This is a genomic window from Pseudonocardia sp. OZ21 (genome assembly GCF_059359135.1).
In genome coordinates, this window is sequence record NZ_JCADBN010000004.1 from 1 (window position 1) to 20,139 (window position 20,139).

Below are 20,139 nucleotides of genomic sequence, written 5' to 3' on the forward strand. Positions count from 1 at the left end.
TGGGTAGTGCTGGGACCGGCGTGTCATGACTCCATCTCCTCACAAGATCGAGCCTCCCGACACCCCGGGGCGCTTCAAATAGGGCCCTGATCTGAGATTTTGTTGAGTGGAGCTGAGGGGATTCGAACCCCTGACCCCTTGACTGCCAGGCATGCCCTCGACCGGGTCGACGTGGCCCTGATGCCATTCCCCCGCAGGTCAAGCGTCCGCTGCCGTCCTGCATCGTCCGCGGCCCTACGGCGGGGTCGTCACTCAGTTAGTCACTCACCGGTGGCGTGCTGACACGGTCCTCGATGGGACAGAGGAGCATCCTGCCGCCCGGCGAGGGCTCGCGTCTATTGCGAGCGCTCTGGTGGGGCACGCGAGGCCCTTGACGACGTGTCCTGGATGGGATCTTGTGAGGGACCGCGAACAGGTGGGGTTCACAGCAGGAGGCAGAGATGGTGGATCCGGTCGTCCTGGTGGCCTTCGCGGCAGCAGCAGCGCTGCTGGTGCTGACCCCGGGCCCGGACATGGTGTTCATCGTCGCGGTTGGTGCCCGCGGTGGACCACGGGTGGGGCTGGCCGCGGCCGTCGGGGTCGCCGCAGGCCTGGCGGTGCACGCCGCGGCCGCCGCGTTCGGGCTCGCCGCACTCTTCCAAGCCGTGCCCGTCGCCTACGACGTGGTGCGCATCGCCGGCGCCGCTTACCTGCTCTACCTCGGTGTCACGACCCTGCGCCGCAAAGCCGACGCCACGGACGCAGCTCCCCACTCTGGGGGTCCTGCCGCTGCCGGGGAAGGTGGTGGGTCAGCGCCGGACGGCACCGGTCGGAACGGCAGCTGGCAGCCGCGGCGGGCCTTCGCACGAGGGCTGATGACGAACCTGCTCAACCCGAAGGTGGTGCTGTTCAACGCCGCCTTCCTGCCGCAGTTCGTTGACCCATCCCGGGGCTCCACCACTGTCCAGCTGCTCGTGCTTGGCGCCTGCTTCGTGCTCGTCGACCTACTGATCGACGGCCCGATCGGGCTTCTCGCCGGCCGGTTGGGCGCCTGGCTGGCTCGTCACCGCCGCGTCCAGCGACGTCTCGATGTCGCCACCGGGTTCATCTTCATCGGGCTGTCCCTGCGCCTTGCACTCGACCGGCGCTGAGCGCCAAGAACTGAATGGTCCCGCCGGGACCTCACAGTTGCCTGTCTCGGCACCCGGATCGCGGCGGTGCAGGGAGAGTTGCAGCGCCTACCTCGCTGGGACCGGTCGGTTTGTACCCACACTGCGGCGTGACCGCGCTGCGGCGACGCGCGGACAGCAAGGTTGACGTCAGCGGTAGTCGGTGAACTGCGTCTGACCAGGACTTTGATGTCTCGCGACGCGCTGAGCTGCCGTTCTGTGCCGTTCTGTGCCGCCTGATGACGGGGCGGCCTGGCGCGGGTTTGTACCGGATTTGTACCGCGAGCGGCGGTCATGGCCTTCATCATGGGTTCTATGAGCAGCGTCCCGAGGAAGATCCTGCCCACGCCTCGATACGAGACGATCATTCGGATGGCTGAGGAACAGGCTCGTGAACGAGGGCATCGCTACGTGGGCGTCGAGCACCTGATGCTGGCCATCCTCGCCGAGGGCATGTCCGTGCCGGCCCAGGTACTTCGCCAGCGAGGCGAGGAGCCAGAGTTTCGCGCTGCGTTGGAACGGGCGATGGACGAGCGCAACTACGGCCCCAAGGGTTGAGAGCTAACACGGCCTGAGATCGACAAGATCTTCTGGGAGACCAAGTCGGCTGCCTGATCCAGGCACTGAAAGCGGCGCTGACCAGCGGGAACACCTCCCGTCGGTCGGCGTCGTTTCTCGTTGTTGAGTGGTCTCCCACGGCCCAGGGACGGCCCAGACGGCCCAGACTCGGGGCTCTTGCCCTTGCACGCTGGGGCTCGTGTGGCGTCCCGTCGACCTGGCATCGCCCGACCGCGCGGCGACTCGGCGGCAGCCCTCGACGGCACCGGCCGGCTACCTCGTGAAGCTCTGCCGTCGGGTCGCCGCGTGGTAGCCCTCCGGGAGGTCGTCGGGACGCCACACCCCGCCTCCCCCACCCCTGTCCGCGCGCCTGCTCGTCCGGCCGTCCCGGAGACCTGCCGCCCGGCGAGGGCATTGTCTTGGCACCTGCCGTTCCAGCGAAGACGTCTCGTCTTCCACGTCCGCCACCGAACCGGTCGTCCTCAGACCGCGGATACGGTGTGGCCCGTGAGCGACGCGCATTGGTTGGAGGACGCCCGGACCTCGTACGACACGGTCGCCGCGAGTTACGCCGATCAGGTGCGAGGAGCCGTTGGTGCCCACCCGTACCTTCGTGCTGCTGCGGTCATGCTCGCCGAGAGCGTGCGTGCCGCCGGGGATGGCCCCGTCGCCGATATTGGCTGCGGACCCGGACACGTCACCGCGTATCTCCACACACTCGGCCTGAATGCCTTCGGCGTCGACCTCTCGCCCAGAATGGTTGAGCTGGCCCGCCGGGAGCACTCCGGCCTACGGTTCGAACTCGGCTCGATGACCAGTCTTGACCTCCCCGATGGGGCGGTGACAGGTCTACTTGCATGGCAGTCGTTGATCCACATCCCTGATGATCAAGTTCCGGCCGCATTTGCAGAGTTCCACCGGGCAATGCGGCCTGGTGGGCCCCTCCAGCTCCTGTTCCACGTCGGGCACGGGTCGGAGCTGAAGACCGACGGTTACGGCGGGCACCCGATGAACGTCCATGTTCACCGGCGCCAGCCTGACCAGGTGGCAGGCTGGCTACAAGCCGCAGGTTTCGATGTCGAAGCCGAGATGGTGCTCAGTCCGCGTGAGACTGCTTCTCAGGCGTTCCTGTTCGCACGCCGCCGATGAGCGTTATGCCGACGTCTGTGGCGCCGCATCAGCAGCCGCGCGCCGCGCGGGGACCGGCCGGAGGCCGCACGCCCCGTGCGAGCGCTTGCGGCTGCATCGGGCACAGCGCCGCGCGGCGCCGCAGGCGCCGCCTTGAACAAGTAGAGAAAGTCTGAACACAGCGGCCCGGCGGCTGCGTGTGTAGTCCCGGGACATGCTTGACACTCCGGTCCCACCTGATGCTTGACGGTGGTCGTGATCGGCTTCGCTGTGCCTCGTCGTGCGAGCGTCGGGGTAAGAGGAGCCGGGATTGGCCCTGGTCGAGTTGTCGATCGTTGAGCAGCGGTATCGCGCGGTGTTGGCGGTGCTGGCAGGAGAAGCCGTCGTGGACGTCGCCGCGCACCACCAGGTGTCGCGGCAGAGCGTGCACACCTGGCTGAGCCGGTATCGCGCCGACGGGCTGGCTGGGCTGGCCGACCGGTCGCGGCGCCCGGTCTCGTGCCCGCACCAGGCCCTGCCCGAGGTGGAGGCGGTGGTGTGTGAACTACGCCGCGAGCACCCGCGCTGGGGTCCGCGGCGGCTGGTCCATGAACTGGCCCGGGTCGAGCGGGTCGCGCCGGTGCCCTCGCGGATGACGGTGCACCGGATCCTGGTCCGCCACGGCCTCATCCAACCCGGCCGGCGACGCCGGAAACGCTCGGACTACCTGCGGTGGGAACGTCCGGCGCCGATGGCGTTGTGGCAGATCGACACCGTCGGCGGGATCTGGCTCGTCGATGGCACCGAGGTGAAGGTCGTCACCGGGGTCGATGACCACTCCCGGTTCTGCGTCATCGCCGCAGTCGTGCCGCGCGCGACCGGGCGGGCGGTGTGTCTGGCCCTGGTCGAGGCGCTGCGCCGCTACGGGATCCCCGAGGAGATCCTCACCGACAACGGCAAGCAGTTCACCGACCGGTTCGGCCGCGGCGGGGAGGTGTTGTTCGACCGGATCTGCCGGGAGAACGCCATCACCCACCGGCTGACCCAACCCGCCTCACCGACCACGACGGGAAAGGTCGAGCGGTTCCACCAGACCCTGCGCCGGGAACTACTCAACGACCGCGGACCGTTCCCCGACGTCCTCGCCGTCCAGGCCGCGATCGACACCTGGGTCACCGACTACAACTGCGACCGCCCCCACCAGGGCATCGGCGATGCCTACCCCGCCACCCGGTTCGCCACCCGCCAGACCGATCCCGTCGTGGGAGGGGCTGGGGCGGAGGCGGTGCTGCCGCTGCGCGTCCCGGCCATCCTCACCCCAGCCCTCGAACCAGCACTCGACCTGGCAGCTGAACCGGCAGCCGAACCGGTAGCTGAGCTGGCAGTCGCGCAGGAGGATGGCGCGGTTCGCGAGGACGCCACCGCCCCACGAACCGACCTGCTCTATCGGGGTGGGCCGGTGGAGTTCGAACGCGTCGTGCCCACCGCCGGCAACCTCGGAGTCCGCGGCAAACAGTTCTGGCTCGGACCGGCCCGGGTCGGGCAGACGATCACCTTCTGGGCCGACCACGAGTTGATCCACCTGCTCTCCGCCGGGACCCGGATCAAGACCGTCCGCTCGCACCTGTCGTCGGCGGACCTGGCCACGCTCGCCGCCCGCGGCGGCCGCCCCGCCGGCCCCTCTCCATTGCCGCCGCTCGACCCCGACGCCACCGCGCTCGAGGTCGACCGCACCGTCAACCGCAACGGCAACATCACCCTGGGCCAGCACAGCGTGTTCATCGCCGAGATCCTCGCCGGGCGCCGGGTCAGTATCCGGATCGAGCCCACCGTGCTGCTGGTATTCGACCCCCAAACCCGGGAACTGCTGCGCACCCGCCCCAACCCACTGACCTGGACCCAGGCCCTGCGCGTCCAGAGCGTCCGCCCCGCCGGGCCACCACCACGCCCCCGCACCGAACCGGTCACCGTCCAACGCCGCGTCTCGGCCTCAGGCGTGATCACCGTGGCCAGCCAACCCATCAGCCTCGGCCGCGCCCACGCCGCCACCGTGGTCACCGTCCACGTCTCCGACTCCACCCTGACCGTCGACACCCCCGACGGACAACAGCGCACCTACCGGCGCGCCACCGCCCAACCCGTCCGCTCCATCAAGGCCTACCGACCCCGCACCACCACCCACGTTTCCTAGACCCACTGACAAGCATCAACTGGGACCGAAACGTCAAGCATCAACTGGGACTAGACACCCAGCGGTACTCGACCACCTTCGGCGCACTCCGAGCCGACCGCCGGACCTGGCGGCTCGCCGACGACCTGGCCCAGCTCGACCGCGACACCGACGACCCCAACACCATCCCCGTCGACCTGTCCACCGTCACCGTGATCAACGACTGGCGCCTCGTCCACATCGGACACCACACCCACGCCGAGCGGGAACTGGCCATCGCGATCGCCGAACGCAACCGCACCCAACGACGCAGCGACCGGATCAGGAGGGCGGCATGAGCGGCAAGGAGCTGTACCGCGTTGCAGAGGCGATGGTCATCCTTTCGCTTGGGCGCAGCGTGATCTATGAGGAGCTCCGCTGCGGGCGACTGAGGTCGGTGCACGTTGGGCGCACGCGGTTGATCCCGGCTTCCGCCATCGCTGAGTACGTCGCTCTCCTGGAGCAGGAGGCGAACGCCGAGCGGGTCGGGGCAGCATCGTGACGACTCGCCGGAGCCGCGGTGAGGGCGGTCTGCACTGGGACGAGCCCCGCCAACGGTGGATCGCGACCGCAACTCTCGGCTTCGATGCCCGAGGCAAGCGGATCACAAAGAAGGCGAGTGGCCGAACGAAGACGGCCGCAAAGGACAAGCTGCGCGACATCCTTCGCGATCATGAAGACGGTCTGACGGTAGCTGCGGGTAGCTACACCGTAAGCGACGCGATCTCTGACTGGCTGTCCTACGGCCTCGCCGGGCGCTCGGCGAACACGGTTGCGAACTACACGACCACGGCTGAGGGGCACGTCGTGCCGCAGCTCGGCCGCCGACGCCTGCGCGACCTCTCCGCCGAGGACGTTGACCGATGGTTGCGCGAGGAAGCCGAGACGGTCAGCACGCGGACCCTGCGCTTGATGCACTCGATCCTCAACCGCGCAATCACGCATGCGATGGCGCGCGACAAGGTCAAGCGCAACGTGGTCGGGCTCTGCAACGTGCCAATCGGGCGCGAAGGGCGCCGCTCGAAGTCGCTGACGCTGCGCCAGGCGGAGGCACTGTTGACCGCCGCTGAGGGGTCGGCCCTCCACGCCTACATCGTGCTGTCCATGCTCACCGGCGCGCGAACGGAGGAGCTGCGTGCCCTGCGCTGGGAGCACGTCGACCTTGCGGGCGAGCCAGCCGCCGTCCCTCCGCTCCCTCCGTCGATCTCAGTGGTGCGGTCCGTCCGCCAAGGTGGCGACACCAAGACGAAACGATCCCGGCGTCGCCTGGCAATGCCTCAGCGATGCGTGGATGCGCTCCGCCGCCATCGTGACCGGCTTGGTGTGGTCCCTCCCGCATCCGCACTGGTGTTTGCCACCTCGAACGGCACAGAGCTGGACGCGCACAATGTCCGTCGCTCGTTCCGGAAAGTGGTACAGGCGGCTGGGCTCGACGCCTCGGCATGGACACCTCGGGAGATGCGGCACAGCTTCGTGTCACTGCTGTCGGATGCCGGCGTGCCGTTGGAGAGCATCTCGCGACTCGTGGGCCACAGCGGGACGGCGGTCACGGAGGCGGTCTACCGCCAGCAGCTCCGGCCGGTACTGGAGGAGGGCGCCACCGCGATGGACACGATCTTCCCAATCACTGATGCGGGATAGACACTCAGATAGTCACTCAGCTTACGATCGATCTTGCCGATGATCGCTCTGCGAGTCTCTGACCTGGGTGGAGCTGAGGGGATTCGAACCCCTGACCCCTTGACTGCCAGTCAAGTGCGCTACCAGCTGCGCCACAGCCCCTTGCGGACACGAAGTTACACGATGCCCGTCCGGCCCCGGCAACGGGGTCGCCGCTGCCGCCGGTGCTGATCTACGGTCAGCCGGTGAAACCTGCCGACATCGGACAGCTCGTCACCACCTCCGCGCCGAGGGTCTCCCCCGACGGCCGGCTGGTCGCCTTCGTGGTCACCCGCGTCGACGTGGAGAAGAACCGGTACCGCCGCGCTGTCTGGCTCGCTGCGGCCGACGGGTCCGCGGCGCCCTACCCGCTCACCACGGGCGAGCACGGCGACGGGCAGCCCAGGTGGTCGCCGGACGGGCGCAGGCTCGCGTTCACCAGCCGGCGCTCGGAGGAGAAGGGGCTCCACACGCTGCACGTGGTGCCCGTCGGGATCCCCGGCGAGACGATCACGATCTGCGAGCGCGAGGAGGCCATCGAGGAGCCGGTCTGGTCGCCCGACGGCACGCGCATCGCGTTCGCCTCGCGCGAGCGCACGGGTCGTTACCGCGACGGCGAGGACGAGCGCGGGCGGCCGCCGCGGCGCATCGACCGGCTGTTCACTCGCCTCGACGGCGAGGGGTGGATCGTCGACCGGCCGCGCAGCGTGTTCGTGGTGCTGGCCGACGGTTCCAGCACGCCACGCCTGGTGGCGGGCGGGCCGTACGAGCACGGCGGGCCGGCGTGGTCACCGGACGGCAGGCAGCTGGCGGTCGCCGCCTCGCGGGGCAAGGACTGGGACCTCGACCTCGTCCAGGACATGCACCTGATCGACCTCGGACCGGCCGGCACGCCTGACACCGAACCCCGCGCGATCACCGACCGCGGCCTGTCCCACAGCCTCCCCTCGTTCAGCCCGGACGGCATGCGCATCGCCACCCTCACCGAGAACGTCCGGATCCTGCCGTCCCACGCACAGGTCACCGTGACCGACGTCGCCACCGGGGAGCAGCAGATCCTCACCGCGGCGCTCGACCGCCAGTGCGCGCCCCCGAGCGCCCGGAACCCGGTCTGGCACGACGGGAACCTGCTGTTCTCGGTCGAGGAGCACGGCTCCGTGCACGTGTACCGGGTCGCCGCCGACGGGTCCGGGCAGCCCGAACTGCTGCTCGGCGGCAACCGGCTGATCAGCGGGTTCGACCACGCGGGCGGCACGTTCGCGTTCGTCGCCGCCACCCCCACCACGCTGCCCGAACTGTTCGTCCGCGACGAGGACGGGACGGAGCGGCAGCTCACCTCGGTCGGCGCCGCGTTCCACGCGGCCGTGCCGGTGGCCGAGCCCGAGCACTTCACCGTCCCCTCCCCCGCGGGCGACGGCGACATCGACGCCTGGGTGGTGCGTCCGCCGGGCGTGCCGGACGACGCGCGGGTGCCGGTGCTGCTGTCCATCCACGGTGGCCCGATGGCGCAGTACACGAACTCCTGGTTCGACGAGTTCCAGCTGTGGGCGGGCGCCGGGTACGCGGTCGTCTACTGCAACCCGCACGGCTCCACCGGTCACACCGACGCGTGGTGCCGCGCGGTCCGGCCGCCCGAGGCACCCGAGGCGCCCGGCACCGGTTGGGGCGGCATCGACGCCGACGACGTGCTCGCCGTGCTCGACGCCGCGCTCGAGCGCGACCCGGCACTCGACGCCGAGCGCGTCGGGGTGCTGGGTGGCTCCTACGGGGGCTACCTCACGAGCTGGTTGATCGGGCACACCGACCGCTTCGCCGCGGCGTGCAGCGAGCGGGCGGTCAACAACGTGTCGTCCCTGGAGACGAGCTCCGACGTGGCCGGCTTCTTCCGCTACGAGTTCGGCGTCAGCCACCTCGACGCACCCGAGGTCTACCAGCGGATATCGCCGATCACCTACGTCCGGGACATCACCACGCCCGTTCTGATCCTGCATTCCGAGGACGACCTGCGCTGCCACATCGAGCAGGCCGACCAGCTCTACGTGGCACTGCGGCTGCTGGGCAAGCCGGTGGAGTACTGGCGCTTCCCGGAGGAGGGGCACGAGCTGTCGCGCAGCGGCTCGCCCCGCCACCGCGTGCAGCGCGCCGAGATCATCCTCGACTGGTTCGGCCGCCACCTCGGCGGCGAACGGCCGCAGATCGCCTGGGACCACCCGTCGCGCACCGCCTGACCGACGTGGTGGGCCGCGCGGGCGTCCGCGCGGCCCACCACGTGGGAGTGTCAGCGCCCGGCGGCGATGGCGTCCTTGAGCCAGTCGGTGTTGTTCAGATCGATCTTGGCGCCGCCGACGGCCACGGTGGGCGTACCGAACTGGCCGTTGGTCTGCAGCGCCGGGTTGGCGGCCGAGGCTTCGGTCTCCGCGGTGATGGCTGCGGCGTTCGTCGAGCCGTTCACGCACGAGGCGAAGTCACCCTTGGCCCCGAGCTCGGTGCCGAACTGGATGAGCTGGTCGTTGGTGAGGCCCGCACTCCCCTCGGCCGGCTGCTCCGCGAACAGCTTCTCGCGGTAGGCCGGGTAGATGCCGGCGGGCACGGCGCACAGGGCCGCGTTCGCCGCACGGGTGGAGTAGCCGGGCGGGGTGGTGGACCGGTCGAGGATCGAGATCGTGTGGAAGCGCACCGTCACCTGCCCGTTGTTGAGGGCGGCGACGATCTCGTTGCCGTAACGCTCCTCGAACCGCTCGCACTGCGGGCAGAGGAAGTCCTCGTAGGTGTCGATCGTGGCGGGGCCGTTGCCTGCGGTGATCACCGCGCCGGACGCGGTGGCGGTGTAGGTGGGGGCGACGTCGGCGCTCGAACCGTTGCGGTTCACCAGCACCGCCACCCCGGCGACCACGGCCACCACCACGACCACCGCCACCACGATCAGCGGCGTGCGGTTGCGCTTCGGCGGCACGTTGATGCCCGCCGCGGCGAGGCGCCGGTTCGCCTCCGCCTGCCGGCGCTTCTTCTCGTTTCTCTCCGCCCCGCCCATGTCAGGTCCTTCCCGTGTTCTCGAGTCGAGAGTCCAGCGACAGCAGCGTCCGCGGCCGCACCACCAACCAGGCGGCCAGCGCGAGGAACCCCGTATCGCGCAGCAGTTCCTGCACGTAGGCCGTCTGGCCGGGCTCCACCGCGCCGCCGCCGCCGAAGCAGCCGCAGTCGATCAGCAGCCCGCGCGCCCACGCCTGCGAGACCCCGGCGACGAACACCAGGAGCAGCAGGATCGACAGCACACCCACCGTTCGGATGCCCACCCCGACCAGCACCAGCACGCCGAGCGCGATCTCGAACCACGGCAGGATGCCCGCCACCACCTCCACAAGGGTGGGGGCCAGCACGTCGTAGGCGCGGACGGCGATGTAGGTCTGGTCGGGATCGGTGGCCTTGAGGACGCCGGAGGTCAGCCACACCGCGGCCAGGCCGAGCCGCGCAACCGTGCCGACGACGTCGAGCACCCGTCCCCGATCCACACGATCAGCGTAGCGGCGCCGACCATCACCAATCGGGCAGCCACACCCCGCACCGGCGGACGGACGAGTGACGTCGACGGCGCCCGCGCCCTGGGGGCCGACGGCCGGTCAGAAGGACTCGCGGGCCGCTTCCTGCTCCAGCACGGCATCGAGGTCGGCCAGCCGCCGCATCGACGCGACGGCGCGGGCCGTGCGGTTGTTCGCGGCGAGGAGGTCCTGGTGCCGGTGCACCCATGCCCAGTACCCGGCCGTGAACGGGCACGCGTCCTCACCGAGTCGTTTCCGCGGGTCGAACGCGCAGCTGCCGCAGTGGTCGGACATCCGGTTGATGTACGCGCCGCCCGAGCTGTAGGGCTTCGTGGCCATCATCCCGCCGTCCGCGTGCTGGCTCATGCCGATCACGTTCGGCGGCATCACCCATGCGAAGCCGTCGACGTAGGCCGCGGCGTACCAGTTCGTGAGATCGAACGGCTCGTAACCACGCTGCAGCGCATGGTTGCCCAGCACCATGAGTCGTTGGATGTGGTGGGTCCAGCCGCGGTCCCGCAGGCCCTCCAGCGCGGTGCGCAGGCAGGTGGCCGTGACGCCCTCGGGATCGAGCGACGTCCACCAGTCCGGCAGCGGCGTGCCGGCCCCGAATGCGTTGCGCCGCAGGTAGTCCCGGCCGAACCGCCAGTAGAGCTGCCAGACGTACTCCCGCCAGCCCAGCACCTGCCGCACGAAACCCTCGGCGCCGGGCAGCGGCACGTCCCCGGACCGGTAGGCGGCCTCGGCCTCGTGCACGGCGTCGAGCGGGTGCAGCACGCCCAGGTTGAGCGGGACCGACAGCAGCGAGTGCGCCATGGCCCAGTCCCCGGTGAGCATCGCGTCCTCGGGCGGACCGAAGTGCGGCAGCCGATACCGCACGAAGTGCGCGAGCGCGCGCCGAGCTTCGGCGGCGGTCACCGCGAACAACCGCGGGCCGTCACGTCCGACGGTGGGCAGGTCCATCGCGTCGAGGTCCGCCCGGACCTGCTCGTCGATCTCGTCCTCCGGCGGCTGCCACGGCCCGGGGACGCCGAGCGTCGACGCCCCCTTCGGCGGCGGTTCCCGGTTCTCGTGGTCGTAGTTCCACTTCCCGCCCGCGGGTTCGCCGCCCTCCATCAGGACGTCGAACCGGCGGCGCTGGAAGCGGTAGAACTCCTCCATCCGGAACGTCTCACGGTCTCCGGGCCACTCGTCGAAGGCAGCGCGGGATAGCGCGAACGTGGGTGTGGGCAGCACGTCCGCGACCAGGCCCTCATTGCGCAGGCGCTCGACGAACGCGGCCGCGGCGTGCGACGTCGGCTCGTGCACGACGACCGGCCGACCGACCTGCTGCAGGGCCTGCCGGTAGGTGTCGGTGCGGAGGTAGGTGGCCCGATCGCCGAGCTCCTCGGCGAGGTGGCGCATGCCGGACAGCACGATGTGCAGCTTCTGCCGGTGGAACCGGCGTTGCCGCAGGACCCGCGTGGACTCGATGATCACGACCTCACGGTGGCGGTGCGCAGCGGTGGCGTGCACGTGCGGGCCGAGCTGGTCGCCGAACACCCACAGCGGCGCCTCGTCGTTGTGAGCCACGTCTCTCAGTGTGGGACGAAGGCGTGGCTCCGGCCACCGGAGGCCAGCCTGTCCATAGTCCAACCTGGACGGTTGAGCGCGGTTACGCTGGTCTGATGACGCAGCTCGAGGGCTCGGCGGAGTTCGCCGAGCACCCGCATGACCACCACCACACCGACGTCTCCGGCGGCTGGTTGCGCGCCGCCGTCTTCGGCGCGATGGATGGCCTCGTCACGAACATCGCACTCATCTCGGGAGTCGGCGGCGGCGGTGCGAGCCGGCACGTGATCATCCTGACCGGCATGGCGGGACTGGTGGCCGGCGCGTTCTCCATGGCGCTCGGCGAGTTCGCCTCGGTCGGCACGCAGAACGAGGCCGTGGCCAACGAGGTGGCCGTGGAGCGGGAGGAGATCCGCAGGCACCCGCGCGCCGAGGAGGCCGAGCTCGCCGAGATGTACCGGGAGATGGGGCTGAGCGCCCCGACGGCCGAGACGATGGCCCGCGAGGTGCACGCCGACCCCGAGCTCGCGGTGAAGGTCCACGTCGCGCAGGAACTCGGTGTCGATGTCGACGACCAACCCTCGCCGTGGACCGCGGCGACCTCGTCGTTCCTCTGCTTCGCCGTCGGCGGGATCATCCCGCTGATCCCGTTCCTGCTCGGGTACTCGTCCCTCCTCCTCGGGCTCGTCGTCGGAGCTGTCGGCCTGTTCGTCGTCGGAGCGGTGACGTCCCGGTTCACCACCCGCACCTGGCTCTTCAGCGGGTTGCGGCAGCTGGCGTTCGGGGTGATCGCCGCTGGTGCGACGTTCCTCGTGGGTATGGCGATCGGGATCAGCGCGGGCGGGTAGCGGCCTTGTGCCCGCGCTTCTCGGGCTCGCGCAGGGCTACCGTCGAGGCATGGATCAGGAGATCCCCGAGCCGGGCTCCACCGCTCCCGCCGCCCCCGTGCCCGCCGGTGCCACTGCATGAGCCCCGACCACGAGGCCCCGGAACAGGTCACGTTCGACCGGCCGGAGGTGGTCGCGGAGGTGCGGTCCGCGTTCGAGCGGTACGAACGCGCGCTCGCCGACGGGGACGTCGCCGTCATGACCGAACTCTTCTGGGACGACCCCCGCTGCGTGCGCTTCGGGATCGCCGACCGGCAGCAGGGCGCCGACGAGATCGAGGCCTGGCGCCGCACGCACCCGTCGGTGCCGGCGGGCCGGACGCTCCGGGGCACCAGGGTGCTGGCCGTCGACGACCGGACGGCGGTGGTCACGACGCTGATCCACTACCCCGACCGCGCGATCGAGGGCAGGCAGAGCCAGACGTGGGTGCGGTTCCCCGAGGGCTGGCGTGTCATCGAGGCCCACGTGTCGGAGCTACCGCTGGGATCATGATCGGCCCCGCCTGAAAGGGCGCGAGACGGGTACGTTTTCGCCATGGCGGAATTCGAGGCGGAACGCGGGATGCCGGCCGACGCGGACACGGTCTTCGCGGTGGTCTCCGATCTGGACCGGCTGCCGGAATGGATGCCGGGGCCGGTGGATGTGCAGCCGACAGGTGAGGGCGAGGTGCACGCCGACGTCGAGACCCGGGGCGTGGACAGCGAGGGCACCGTGCAGGTCCGGCCCGAGCAGCTTCGGGTGGAGTGGGGCCACGCACCCGACTACGCGGGCTGGCTGCAGGTCGAGCACGCCGCCCCCGGCCGCTCGTCGGTGGTGCTGCACCTGTCGTTCCTCGGTCACCAGCCAGAGACCCACGGCGGCAAAGCCGCAGGTGAGGTGCGGCAATGGCTGGACGACGGCCTGACCCGCCTGGAACGACTGGTGACTGAGGGCTGAGGCGCGCCGGACAGGGCCGAAGGCGCCCCCCACTCACGACGACGAACACGCAGAAATGACGATGCCCAACACGAGCGAACGCGCCGCCTGCTCAACCTGAGCCCACGAGCACCAACCCGCGCCGAGCAGGAATGACGATGACCGGCACAAGCGAACGGCGGCCCGCTCTCGTGAGCCGGGAGCACCAACCCGCGCCGGGGGATGGGGGGTCCGGGGGCGCCCCCGGCCGGGGGTGCGGGGGCTAGGCCCCCGCAGAGATGACGATGACCGAGACGAGCGAAGGCGTGCCCGCCGAGCAGGCACGCCTTCGGTCGAGTGGAGGTGCCGGGAATCGAACCCGGGTCCTCCGTCGCTTCACAAGGGCTTCTCCGTGTGCAGTCCGCGTTGCCTCTACTCGGATCCACCGGTCGTGCGGACCAGCCGGTGTGACGATCCCAGTCGCTGTTTGATGTCCCCGTCCGCCCCGCGACCGGGCGGACAGGTGAGTCCCCTAGCTGATGCCGGGGTCCGGGTCGGGGAACGCACCCGGTCCGACAGACTCACACTCGCTCAGGCGGCGAGGGCGAAGTCGCGCTGATTGGAATCGGCGCTTATAAGGTTGCGACATATGGTTAACGAGATCATCGTCGCCTTCCTCGACACGCTTCCCCTTGATCGACGTCCGGAGTCGAAACCGTTCACCCCCTTCTACGCCCACGTCGGGGCGTCCGCACAGAGTAACGCCTACGGCGTCCGGCTTCATCCCGGTTCGGCGATCAGCGGTTCCGGCCCAGCAGGCGGTCGGTGATCGAGCGGGCCGGGCCGCGGTCGGACCGTTCGCGGTCGGCATCCCCGGCGGGTCGATCGACGGTGCACTGGTCACCGGCCTGCATCTCTGCCTGCTCCGGGACGGCGTGGCCGGGTCGATCGTGTTCACCGCTGCGCTGACCGGGCACGGACGTCACCGGCTCCGCCCCCGGCTGCCCGGGCCCATCACCGGCGACCGGCCCGCGTCCGGCCTCGGGGCCGGCAGCGACGTCGGGCCGGCCCGGCTCGGTGCCGCCGACCTCAGCCGCGGGTGCGGCCCCATCGGTGGCAGGCGCATCGTGGCCGGCGGCGTGGGCACCACCGGCGATCCCGGCTCCGCTCACCGGAGCGCTCGCCCGGGCGCCGCGCTGCGTGGTGCCGTTCCCGCCATCCTCCGCCGCCCCCAGCGGTCCGGGCTGCTCCCCGGTCCCCTGGTCACCGACGGGAATGCGGTCCGTGCGCGCAGCCGGGTCCGCACCCTGGGGTGCGCCGGCGGGAGCCTGGCGCGAGTCGGTGGTGTCACCGACATCCATCCGGTCGGTCCGCGCAGCCGGGTCGGCGTCGTGCGCCGGGTCCTGGTGATCACCGGGGCCCATCCGGTCGGTCCGCGCAGCCGGGTCGGCGTCGTGCGCCGGGTCCTGGTGATCACCGGGGCCCATCCGGTCGGTCCGCGCAGCCGGGTCGGCGTCGTGCGCCGGGTCCTGGTGATCACCGGGGCCCATCCGGTCGGTCCGCGCAGCCGGGTCGGCATTCTGCTGAGTCGGGTCGCGGTGCTCACCGGCGTCCATCCGGCCCGCGCGGGCGGCGGGGTCGTCGCCCTGCGGCGAGCCGGCGCCGTCACGAGCGTCGGTCGCGTCCGGACGCCCGACGGCGCCGTTGCGATCCGGCGAGTCGTTGCGGGCGTCGAGGTTCATCCGGTCGGTGCTCGCGGCGGGATCTGCGCCCTCCGTGGAGCCGACGCCTGCCGCGGGGGTGTTGTCGTCCGCGTCGTCGCGGTTGCGACGGCCCTTCACGTCGGGGTCGATCCGGTCGGCTGCGGCCTGCCGCTCCTGCGCCACCTCGCGGTCCTGCTGGGCCCGGGCCGCCTCCTCGTTGGCCCGTGCCTCCTCGTGGCGGGCCTTGGCCGCGCGTTCGGCGGCCTCGGCCTCGCGCCGCTCCGCGCTGGCGGTCCTGATCTCCGCTTCGTGGCGGTGTTCAGCCGCCTCCAGCCGCTGCTGCTCCTGCCGGCGTTTCCGTGCCCGAATCGCACTGAGGCCGGTGACGAGCAGCACCGCGACGACCACCACGACGATGACGAGCAGCACCCCGATGTCCATGCCGGGGACTACCCGGTCGTACTGATCCACAACCGGACAGCGCTCAGAGCGCGAGCAGCCTCCGCGGGGCGTCGTGCAGTACCGAGCGGAGGAAGGCCGGTCCCAGGCGCTGGTCGGCAGCGGCCCAGCCTGCGACGGCCCGCACCTGCTCCGCGTAGGCGTACGGGATGTTGGGGAAGTCCGAGCCGAAGACGACACGGTCGGCGACGTCGGCGAGAAGCGCAGGCCAGTCGGGCGGCAGCGGCGACATCTGCAGGCTGAACGGCGTGCCGACCATCGTGGTGTCGAGGTGCACGCGCTCGTAGCGGTGCACCAGGTCCAGGGCGCCTGCGAAGTCGGGCATGCCGGCGTGGGCCAGCACCACCGGCAGCCGCGGGTGTTCGGCGAGCACCTCGCCGAACACGTCGAGCCCCGTGTGTCGCCCGCGCAGGGGGCCGTGCCCGCAGTGGACGACGGCGGGCACGCCCGCGTCGGCGAGCAGCCCCCACGCCGGGCGCAACAGCGGGTCCCGCGGGTCGAACCCACCCACCTGGACGTGCACCTTCACCACCCGCGCGCCGGCCTCGACGGCGGCGCCCAGGTAGTCGGCGACGTCCGGCTCCGGGTACAGCGTCGCGGTCGGCACGGCGTCGGGGGTGGCGGCGGCGAACTCCGTGATCCAGTCGATGAGCCAGCGGGCCATGCCGGGCTTGTGCGGGTACACCAGCGGGGCGAACGTGCGCACGCCGAGCTTCTGGAGCGTGGCCACCCGGTCCGCCTCGGAGGTGCGGTAGTGGATGGGCCAGTCCATCCCGTAATGGGTCCGGGCCTGGTCGAAGTAGGCCCAGACCTTGCGCAGCACCGACTCGGGCAGGAAGTGCACATGCACGTCGACGATCCCGGGCACGCCGAGATCGGCGAGGAACCGCGGGACGTCGTCGTCCGCCTGCGGCGGAGCCGGAACACCGTCCACGGCCGCGGGCTCCGCCGTCACCTCAGCTCCCGGGCCCGCCCCTTGGCAGCGCGCCCGTACGCCCGCTGGATCTCCCGGTCGGCGTCACGCTTGGCGAGGTCGGTGCGCTTGTCGTAGGACTTCTTGCCCCGGGCGAGCGCGATCTCGCACTTCACCTTGCCGTCGCTGAAGTACAGCGACAACGGCACCAGGGTGAGACCGCCCTCGCGGATCTTGCCGATCAACCGCTCGATCTCGCCCCGGTGCAGCAGCAGCTTGCGGGTGCGACGCGGTTCGTGGTTGGTCCAGCTGCCCTGGGTGTACTCGGGGATGTGCAGCCCGCGGAGCCAGACCTCGCCGTCGTCGACGGTGGCGAACGCGTCGACAAGGGACGCGCGGCCCAGACGCAGGCTCTTCACCTCGGTGCCGAGCAACGCCACGCCGGCCTCGTACGTATCGAGGATCGCGTAGTCGTGTCGTGCCTTCCGGTTCTGCGCGATCACCGAGCGGCCTTTCTCCTTCACCTACCCAGAGTACGCGGACAGGCTTCCCGATTGCCGCGCTCCGCGGGCGCGTGCGTTTCCCCGTGTCACAGCCGGACGTACAGCCGCAGCGTCACGTACCCGGTGACGGCAGCGATGCCGGCACCGATCATCACCAGGATCGGCGACACCCAGATGATGTCGGCGACCTCGATCGGCGGCACGACACCGTTGGACACGATCCCGCTGAGCAACTCGTCGATGAAGAGGAACTTCCCGACCAGTAGCCCGCCGACCGCGATCAGCGCGCCGACGACGCCGGTGACCACGGCCTCGATGAGGAACGGAAGCTGCGTGTACCAGCGTGTGGCGCCGACGAGCCGCATGACCCCGACCTCGGTACGGCGCGTGAACGCCGAGACCTGGACGGTGTTGGAGATCAGCAGCAGCGCCGCGACCGCCTGCACCATCGCGAGCGCGAACGTCACGTTGCGCACGCCGCCCAGGAAGTCGAACAGCTTCGCGACGACGTCGCGCTGGTCGATCACGTTGCGCACGCCGACCTGCCCCGCCATCGCCTGGCGCACGGCGTCGGCGCCCGCCTGCTGGTCGGACAGCCGCACCCGCAGCGTCGCAGGCAGCGACTGGGGGCGTACGAGGTCGGCGAGCGACTGCCCGGCGAACAGCTCCTTGTAGCGCTCGTAGGCCTCCTCCTGGTTCTCGAACCGCACCGACTCCACGAGCGGTGAGTTCTCCAGGGTGGACTTCAGGCCGGCGCAGACCGGCTGGCTGCAGTCCTTGTCGTTGGCCGAGACGTCGGAGGTGAGCGCGACCTGCACCTCCACCCGGTCGCTGTAGAGCTGCTCGGTGCGGTCGATGGTGCGCACGGCCAGCAGACCGGTGCCCACCAGCCCCAGCGAGATCGCGGTGGTCAGCACCATCGCGACCGTCATCGTGACGTTGCGCCGCAGGCCGGTGACGACCTCGCGGACGACGAAGTCCGAACGCACCTCTACCGCCCCACGCCGTAGACGCCGCGCGACTCGTCGCGCACGACCTGCCCGAGATCCAGCTCGACGACCCGGCGGCGCATCGAGTCGACGATCGAGTGGTCGTGGGTGGCCATCACGACCGTGGTGCCCGTGCGGTTGATCCGCTCCAGCAGCAACATGATGTCCTGGCTGGTGTCAGGGTCCAGGTTTCCGGTGGGCTCGTCGGCCAGCAGCACCAGCGGCCGGTTCACGAACGCCCGTGCGATCGCGACGCGCTGCTGCTCACCGCCGGACAGCTCGTGCGGCATCCGGTCGGCCTTGCCCTGCAGCCCGACGAGGTCGAGGACCTCCGGCACGACCTTCTTGATCGTGGCGGACTGCTTGCCGATCACCTCGAGGGCGAACGCGACGTTGCCACCGACGGTCTTGTTGGGCAGCAGCCGGAAGTCCTGGAACACGCAGCCGATCCGCTGACGCAGCCGGGGGACGCGGCGTCGTGGCAGCTTCGCGACGTTGAGGTCGGAGACGAAGATGTTGCCGCGCGTCGGGACGTCCTCGCGGAGGAGCAGCCGCAGGAAGGTCGACTTCCCCGAGCCCGATGGCCCGATGAGGAAGACGAACTCGCCCTTGTCGACGGCAACCGACACGCGATCCAGCGCGGGCCGCGTCGAGGTCTTGTAGAGCTTGGTGACACGTTCGAGGCGGATCACGGATGCGGAGGCTACCGGCGGGTGCAGTGGGGGCTGACATCCGGCCCGTCCCCTTGGCGCCCAGGACCAACCGCTCAGCACATCGGCGTATTTCGCGCCGATCATGCCGACATATCGGGCGCAGGTCAGGACGCGGAAATGCCGTCAGCGACGATCAGCGATCGCGATGGCCGAGGCCGCCGATCAGGCGGCCACGGTCGCCCTCGCCTCGGACCTCAGGAGTCGGCGGACTGGCTGCGCCGCCACCGGATGCCGGCCTCGATGAAGCCGTCGATCTCCCCGTCGAGCACCACGGAGGGGTTGCCCACCTCGTAGTCGGTGCGCAGGTCCTTGACCATCTGGTACGGGTGCAGCACGTAGGAGCGCATCTGGTTGCCCCACGACGAGCCGGTGTCCTTGAGGGCGTCCATCCTGGCCCGCTCCTCCTGGCGCTGCCGGGCCAGCAGCTTAGCCTGCAGCACCAACATCGCCGTGGCCTTGTTCTGCAGCTGGGAGCGCTCGTTCTGGCAGCTGACGACGATGCCGGTGGGGATGTGGGTGAGCCGCACGGCGGAGTCGGTGGTGTTGACGCCCTGGCCGCCGGGCCCGGAGGAGCGGTAGACGTCGACCCGGAGGTCCTTCTCGTCGATCTCCACGTGGTCGCTGGACTCGACGACCGGTGCCACCTCCACGCCGGCGAACGACGTCTGGCGGCGACCCTGGTTGTCGAACGGCGAGATCCGCACGAGCCGGTGGGTGCCCTGCTCGACCGAGAGCGTGCCGTAGGCGAACGGGGCGTGCACCTGGAACGTGGCCGACTTGATGCCGGCCTCTTCCGCGTAGGAGGTGTCGTACACGTCGGTGCCGTAGCCGTGGCGCTCCGCCCAGCGCATGTACATGCGCATGAGCATCTCGGCGAAGTCGGCCGCGTCGACGCCACCGGCCTCGGCGCGGATGGTCACGAGCGCCTCGCGCTCGTCGTACTCACCCGAGAGCAGGGTGCGCACCTCGAGCGAGGCGATGTCCGCACGGAGCTTGGCCCGCTCGGCGTCGGCATCGGCGATGGCGCCCTCGTCGGCCTCGTCCTCCGCGAGCTCGTAGAGCACGGGCAGGTCCTCGAGCCGGCGGCGCAGGTCCTCGAGCCGGCGCAGGTCGCCCTGGGCGTGCGCGAGCCTGCTGGTGACCTTCTGCGCGGCCTCGGCGTCGTTCCAGAGATCGGGTTGGCCCGCCTGGTCGGAGAGGTCGGCGATCTCGGCGCGCAGCGCAGGCAGGTCGGTGACCGCCTCGATGCTCTCCAGGGTGGTGGAGAGTTCCTTCAGGTCGGCTGCGGCGTCGGGGTTCACAACGCTCCA

At 70.5% G+C, this 20,139-nt stretch carries 19 protein-coding genes, 1 tRNA gene, 1 other RNA gene and 1 pseudogene; 11 read left to right on the forward strand and 11 right to left on the reverse strand.

The features are described from left to right. The first annotated feature begins 440 nt into the window (after positions 1–440). The 7 genes and pseudogenes from AC5L35_RS09845 to AC5L35_RS09875 all read left to right on the forward strand — a co-directional run bounded on the left by AC5L35_RS09845 (position 441) and on the right by AC5L35_RS09875 (position 6,663). A complete protein-coding gene (locus tag AC5L35_RS09845; RefSeq protein WP_495059274.1) occupies positions 441–1,130 on the forward strand; it encodes a LysE family translocator in 690 nt (229 codons plus the stop codon). A 333-nt stretch (positions 1,131–1,463) separates the two neighbouring features. After that, a complete protein-coding gene (locus AC5L35_RS09850; protein ID WP_495059275.1) occupies positions 1,464–1,706 on the forward strand; it encodes a Clp protease N-terminal domain-containing protein in 243 nt (80 codons plus the stop codon). Positions 1,707–2,213: 507 nt separating this feature from the next. Next, complete coding sequence (locus tag AC5L35_RS09855; protein WP_495059276.1) at positions 2,214–2,855, forward strand: class I SAM-dependent DNA methyltransferase; 642 nt, start codon at positions 2,214–2,216, stop codon at positions 2,853–2,855. A gap of 304 nt (positions 2,856–3,159) precedes the next feature. After that, positions 3,160–4,053, forward strand: a pseudogene (locus AC5L35_RS09860) (IS481 family transposase); the annotation flags it as partial. A gap of 995 nt (positions 4,054–5,048) precedes the next feature. Then, the gene (locus tag AC5L35_RS09865) at positions 5,049–5,321 is read left to right on the forward strand and encodes a replication initiator (RefSeq protein WP_495059819.1); all 273 of its coding nucleotides are present in this window, start codon (positions 5,049–5,051) and stop codon (positions 5,319–5,321) included. Further along, on the forward strand, positions 5,318–5,524 hold the full coding sequence (locus AC5L35_RS09870; protein ID WP_495059277.1) for an excisionase family DNA-binding protein: 207 nt from the start codon (positions 5,318–5,320) through the stop codon (positions 5,522–5,524). The genes AC5L35_RS09865 and AC5L35_RS09870 overlap by 4 nt, the downstream gene beginning before the upstream one ends. Next, positions 5,521–6,663 carry a site-specific integrase gene (locus AC5L35_RS09875; RefSeq protein WP_495059278.1) on the forward strand — a complete coding sequence of 381 codons (1,143 nt, stop codon included), beginning with the start codon at positions 5,521–5,523 and terminating at the stop codon, positions 6,661–6,663. The genes AC5L35_RS09870 and AC5L35_RS09875 overlap by 4 nt, the downstream gene beginning before the upstream one ends. A 68-nt stretch (positions 6,664–6,731) precedes the next feature. On the opposite strand, the gene AC5L35_RS09880 is transcribed toward AC5L35_RS09875, so the two are convergent. Further along, positions 6,732–6,804 (reverse strand) — tRNA-Ala (locus AC5L35_RS09880). A gap of 83 nt (positions 6,805–6,887) precedes the next feature. Between AC5L35_RS09880 and AC5L35_RS09885 the strand changes: the two genes are divergently transcribed. Next, positions 6,888–8,909, forward strand: a complete 2,022-nt coding sequence (locus AC5L35_RS09885; protein WP_495059279.1) for a S9 family peptidase — start codon at positions 6,888–6,890, stop codon at positions 8,907–8,909. A gap of 50 nt (positions 8,910–8,959) precedes the next feature. Here AC5L35_RS09885 and AC5L35_RS09890 read toward each other — a convergent pair whose 3' ends face one another. The 3 genes from AC5L35_RS09890 to AC5L35_RS09900 all read right to left on the reverse strand — a co-directional run bounded on the left by AC5L35_RS09890 (position 8,960) and on the right by AC5L35_RS09900 (position 11,789). Further along, complete coding sequence (locus AC5L35_RS09890; RefSeq protein WP_495059280.1) at positions 8,960–9,712, reverse strand: DsbA family protein; 753 nt, start codon at positions 9,710–9,712, stop codon at positions 8,960–8,962. Between the two features lies 1 nt (position 9,713). Further along, positions 9,714–10,190: a MauE/DoxX family redox-associated membrane protein gene (locus AC5L35_RS09895; RefSeq protein WP_495059281.1), complete on the reverse strand. Its 477-nt coding sequence runs from the start codon at positions 10,188–10,190 to the stop codon at positions 9,714–9,716. A gap of 108 nt (positions 10,191–10,298) precedes the next feature. Beyond that, positions 10,299–11,789, reverse strand: a complete 1,491-nt coding sequence (locus tag AC5L35_RS09900; protein ID WP_495059282.1) for a cryptochrome/photolyase family protein — start codon at positions 11,787–11,789, stop codon at positions 10,299–10,301. 95 nt (positions 11,790–11,884) lie between these two features. On the opposite strand from AC5L35_RS09900, the gene AC5L35_RS09905 reads away from it, so the two are divergent. The 3 genes from AC5L35_RS09905 (at position 11,885) to AC5L35_RS09915 (ending at position 13,591) form a co-directional block, all read left to right on the forward strand. After that, the gene (locus AC5L35_RS09905; protein WP_495059283.1) at positions 11,885–12,616 is read left to right on the forward strand and encodes a VIT1/CCC1 transporter family protein; all 732 of its coding nucleotides are present in this window, start codon (positions 11,885–11,887) and stop codon (positions 12,614–12,616) included. A 117-nt stretch (positions 12,617–12,733) separates the two neighbouring features. Then, positions 12,734–13,147, forward strand: coding sequence for an AtzH-like domain-containing protein (locus AC5L35_RS09910; RefSeq protein ID WP_495059284.1), 414 nt, complete (start codon positions 12,734–12,736; stop codon positions 13,145–13,147). A 42-nt stretch (positions 13,148–13,189) separates the two neighbouring features. After that, positions 13,190–13,591, forward strand: a complete 402-nt coding sequence (locus AC5L35_RS09915) for an SRPBCC family protein (RefSeq protein ID WP_495059285.1) — start codon at positions 13,190–13,192, stop codon at positions 13,589–13,591. Positions 13,592–13,904: 313 nt separating this feature from the next. On the opposite strand, the gene ssrA is transcribed toward AC5L35_RS09915, so the two are convergent. The 7 genes from ssrA to prfB all read right to left on the reverse strand — a co-directional run bounded on the left by ssrA (position 13,905) and on the right by prfB (position 20,130). Continuing rightward, positions 13,905–14,276, reverse strand: a transfer-messenger RNA (tmRNA) gene (gene ssrA / locus AC5L35_RS09920). Between the two features lie 70 nt (positions 14,277–14,346). Continuing rightward, positions 14,347–15,723, reverse strand: coding sequence for a hypothetical protein (locus AC5L35_RS09925; protein ID WP_495059286.1), 1,377 nt, complete (start codon positions 15,721–15,723; stop codon positions 14,347–14,349). Positions 15,724–15,736: 13 nt separating this feature from the next. Continuing rightward, positions 15,737–16,666 (reverse strand): amidohydrolase family protein, encoded by a 930-nt coding sequence (locus AC5L35_RS09930; protein WP_495059287.1) that lies wholly within the window; start codon positions 16,664–16,666, stop codon positions 15,737–15,739. Then, positions 16,663–17,148 carry an SsrA-binding protein SmpB gene (gene smpB / locus AC5L35_RS09935; RefSeq protein ID WP_169394500.1) on the reverse strand — a complete coding sequence of 162 codons (486 nt, stop codon included), beginning with the start codon at positions 17,146–17,148 and terminating at the stop codon, positions 16,663–16,665. Before smpB ends, AC5L35_RS09930 begins: the two co-directional genes overlap by 4 nt. A 65-nt stretch (positions 17,149–17,213) precedes the next feature. Continuing rightward, positions 17,214–18,116, reverse strand: a complete 903-nt coding sequence (ftsX, locus tag AC5L35_RS09940) for a permease-like cell division protein FtsX (protein WP_495059288.1) — start codon at positions 18,114–18,116, stop codon at positions 17,214–17,216. Positions 18,117–18,118: 2 nt separating this feature from the next. Continuing rightward, the gene (gene ftsE / locus AC5L35_RS09945) at positions 18,119–18,808 is read right to left on the reverse strand and encodes a cell division ATP-binding protein FtsE (RefSeq protein WP_495059289.1); all 690 of its coding nucleotides are present in this window, start codon (positions 18,806–18,808) and stop codon (positions 18,119–18,121) included. A 215-nt stretch (positions 18,809–19,023) separates the two neighbouring features. After that, positions 19,024–20,130 (reverse strand): peptide chain release factor 2, encoded by a 1,107-nt coding sequence (gene prfB, locus AC5L35_RS09950; protein WP_495059290.1) that lies wholly within the window; start codon positions 20,128–20,130, stop codon positions 19,024–19,026. Positions 20,131–20,139: the final 9 nt, after the last annotated feature.

Excerpts from the sequence above, each read along its gene's own strand:
- AC5L35_RS09870 (WP_495059277.1), top strand. The coding sequence starts at position 5,318 with ATGAGCGGCAAGGAGCTGTACCGCGTTGCAGAGGCGATGGTCATCCTT.
- AC5L35_RS09890 (WP_495059280.1), bottom strand. The coding sequence starts at position 9,712 with ATGGGCGGGGCGGAGAGAAACGAGAAGAAGCGCCGGCAGGCGGAGGCG.
- AC5L35_RS09850 (WP_495059275.1), top strand. The coding sequence starts at position 1,464 with ATGAGCAGCGTCCCGAGGAAGATCCTGCCCACGCCTCGATACGAGACG.
- AC5L35_RS09905 (WP_495059283.1), top strand. The coding sequence starts at position 11,885 with ATGACGCAGCTCGAGGGCTCGGCGGAGTTCGCCGAGCACCCGCATGAC.
- AC5L35_RS09910 (WP_495059284.1), top strand. The coding sequence starts at position 12,734 with ATGAGCCCCGACCACGAGGCCCCGGAACAGGTCACGTTCGACCGGCCG.
- AC5L35_RS09845 (WP_495059274.1), top strand. The coding sequence starts at position 441 with ATGGTGGATCCGGTCGTCCTGGTGGCCTTCGCGGCAGCAGCAGCGCTG.
- AC5L35_RS09915 (WP_495059285.1), top strand. The coding sequence starts at position 13,190 with ATGGCGGAATTCGAGGCGGAACGCGGGATGCCGGCCGACGCGGACACG.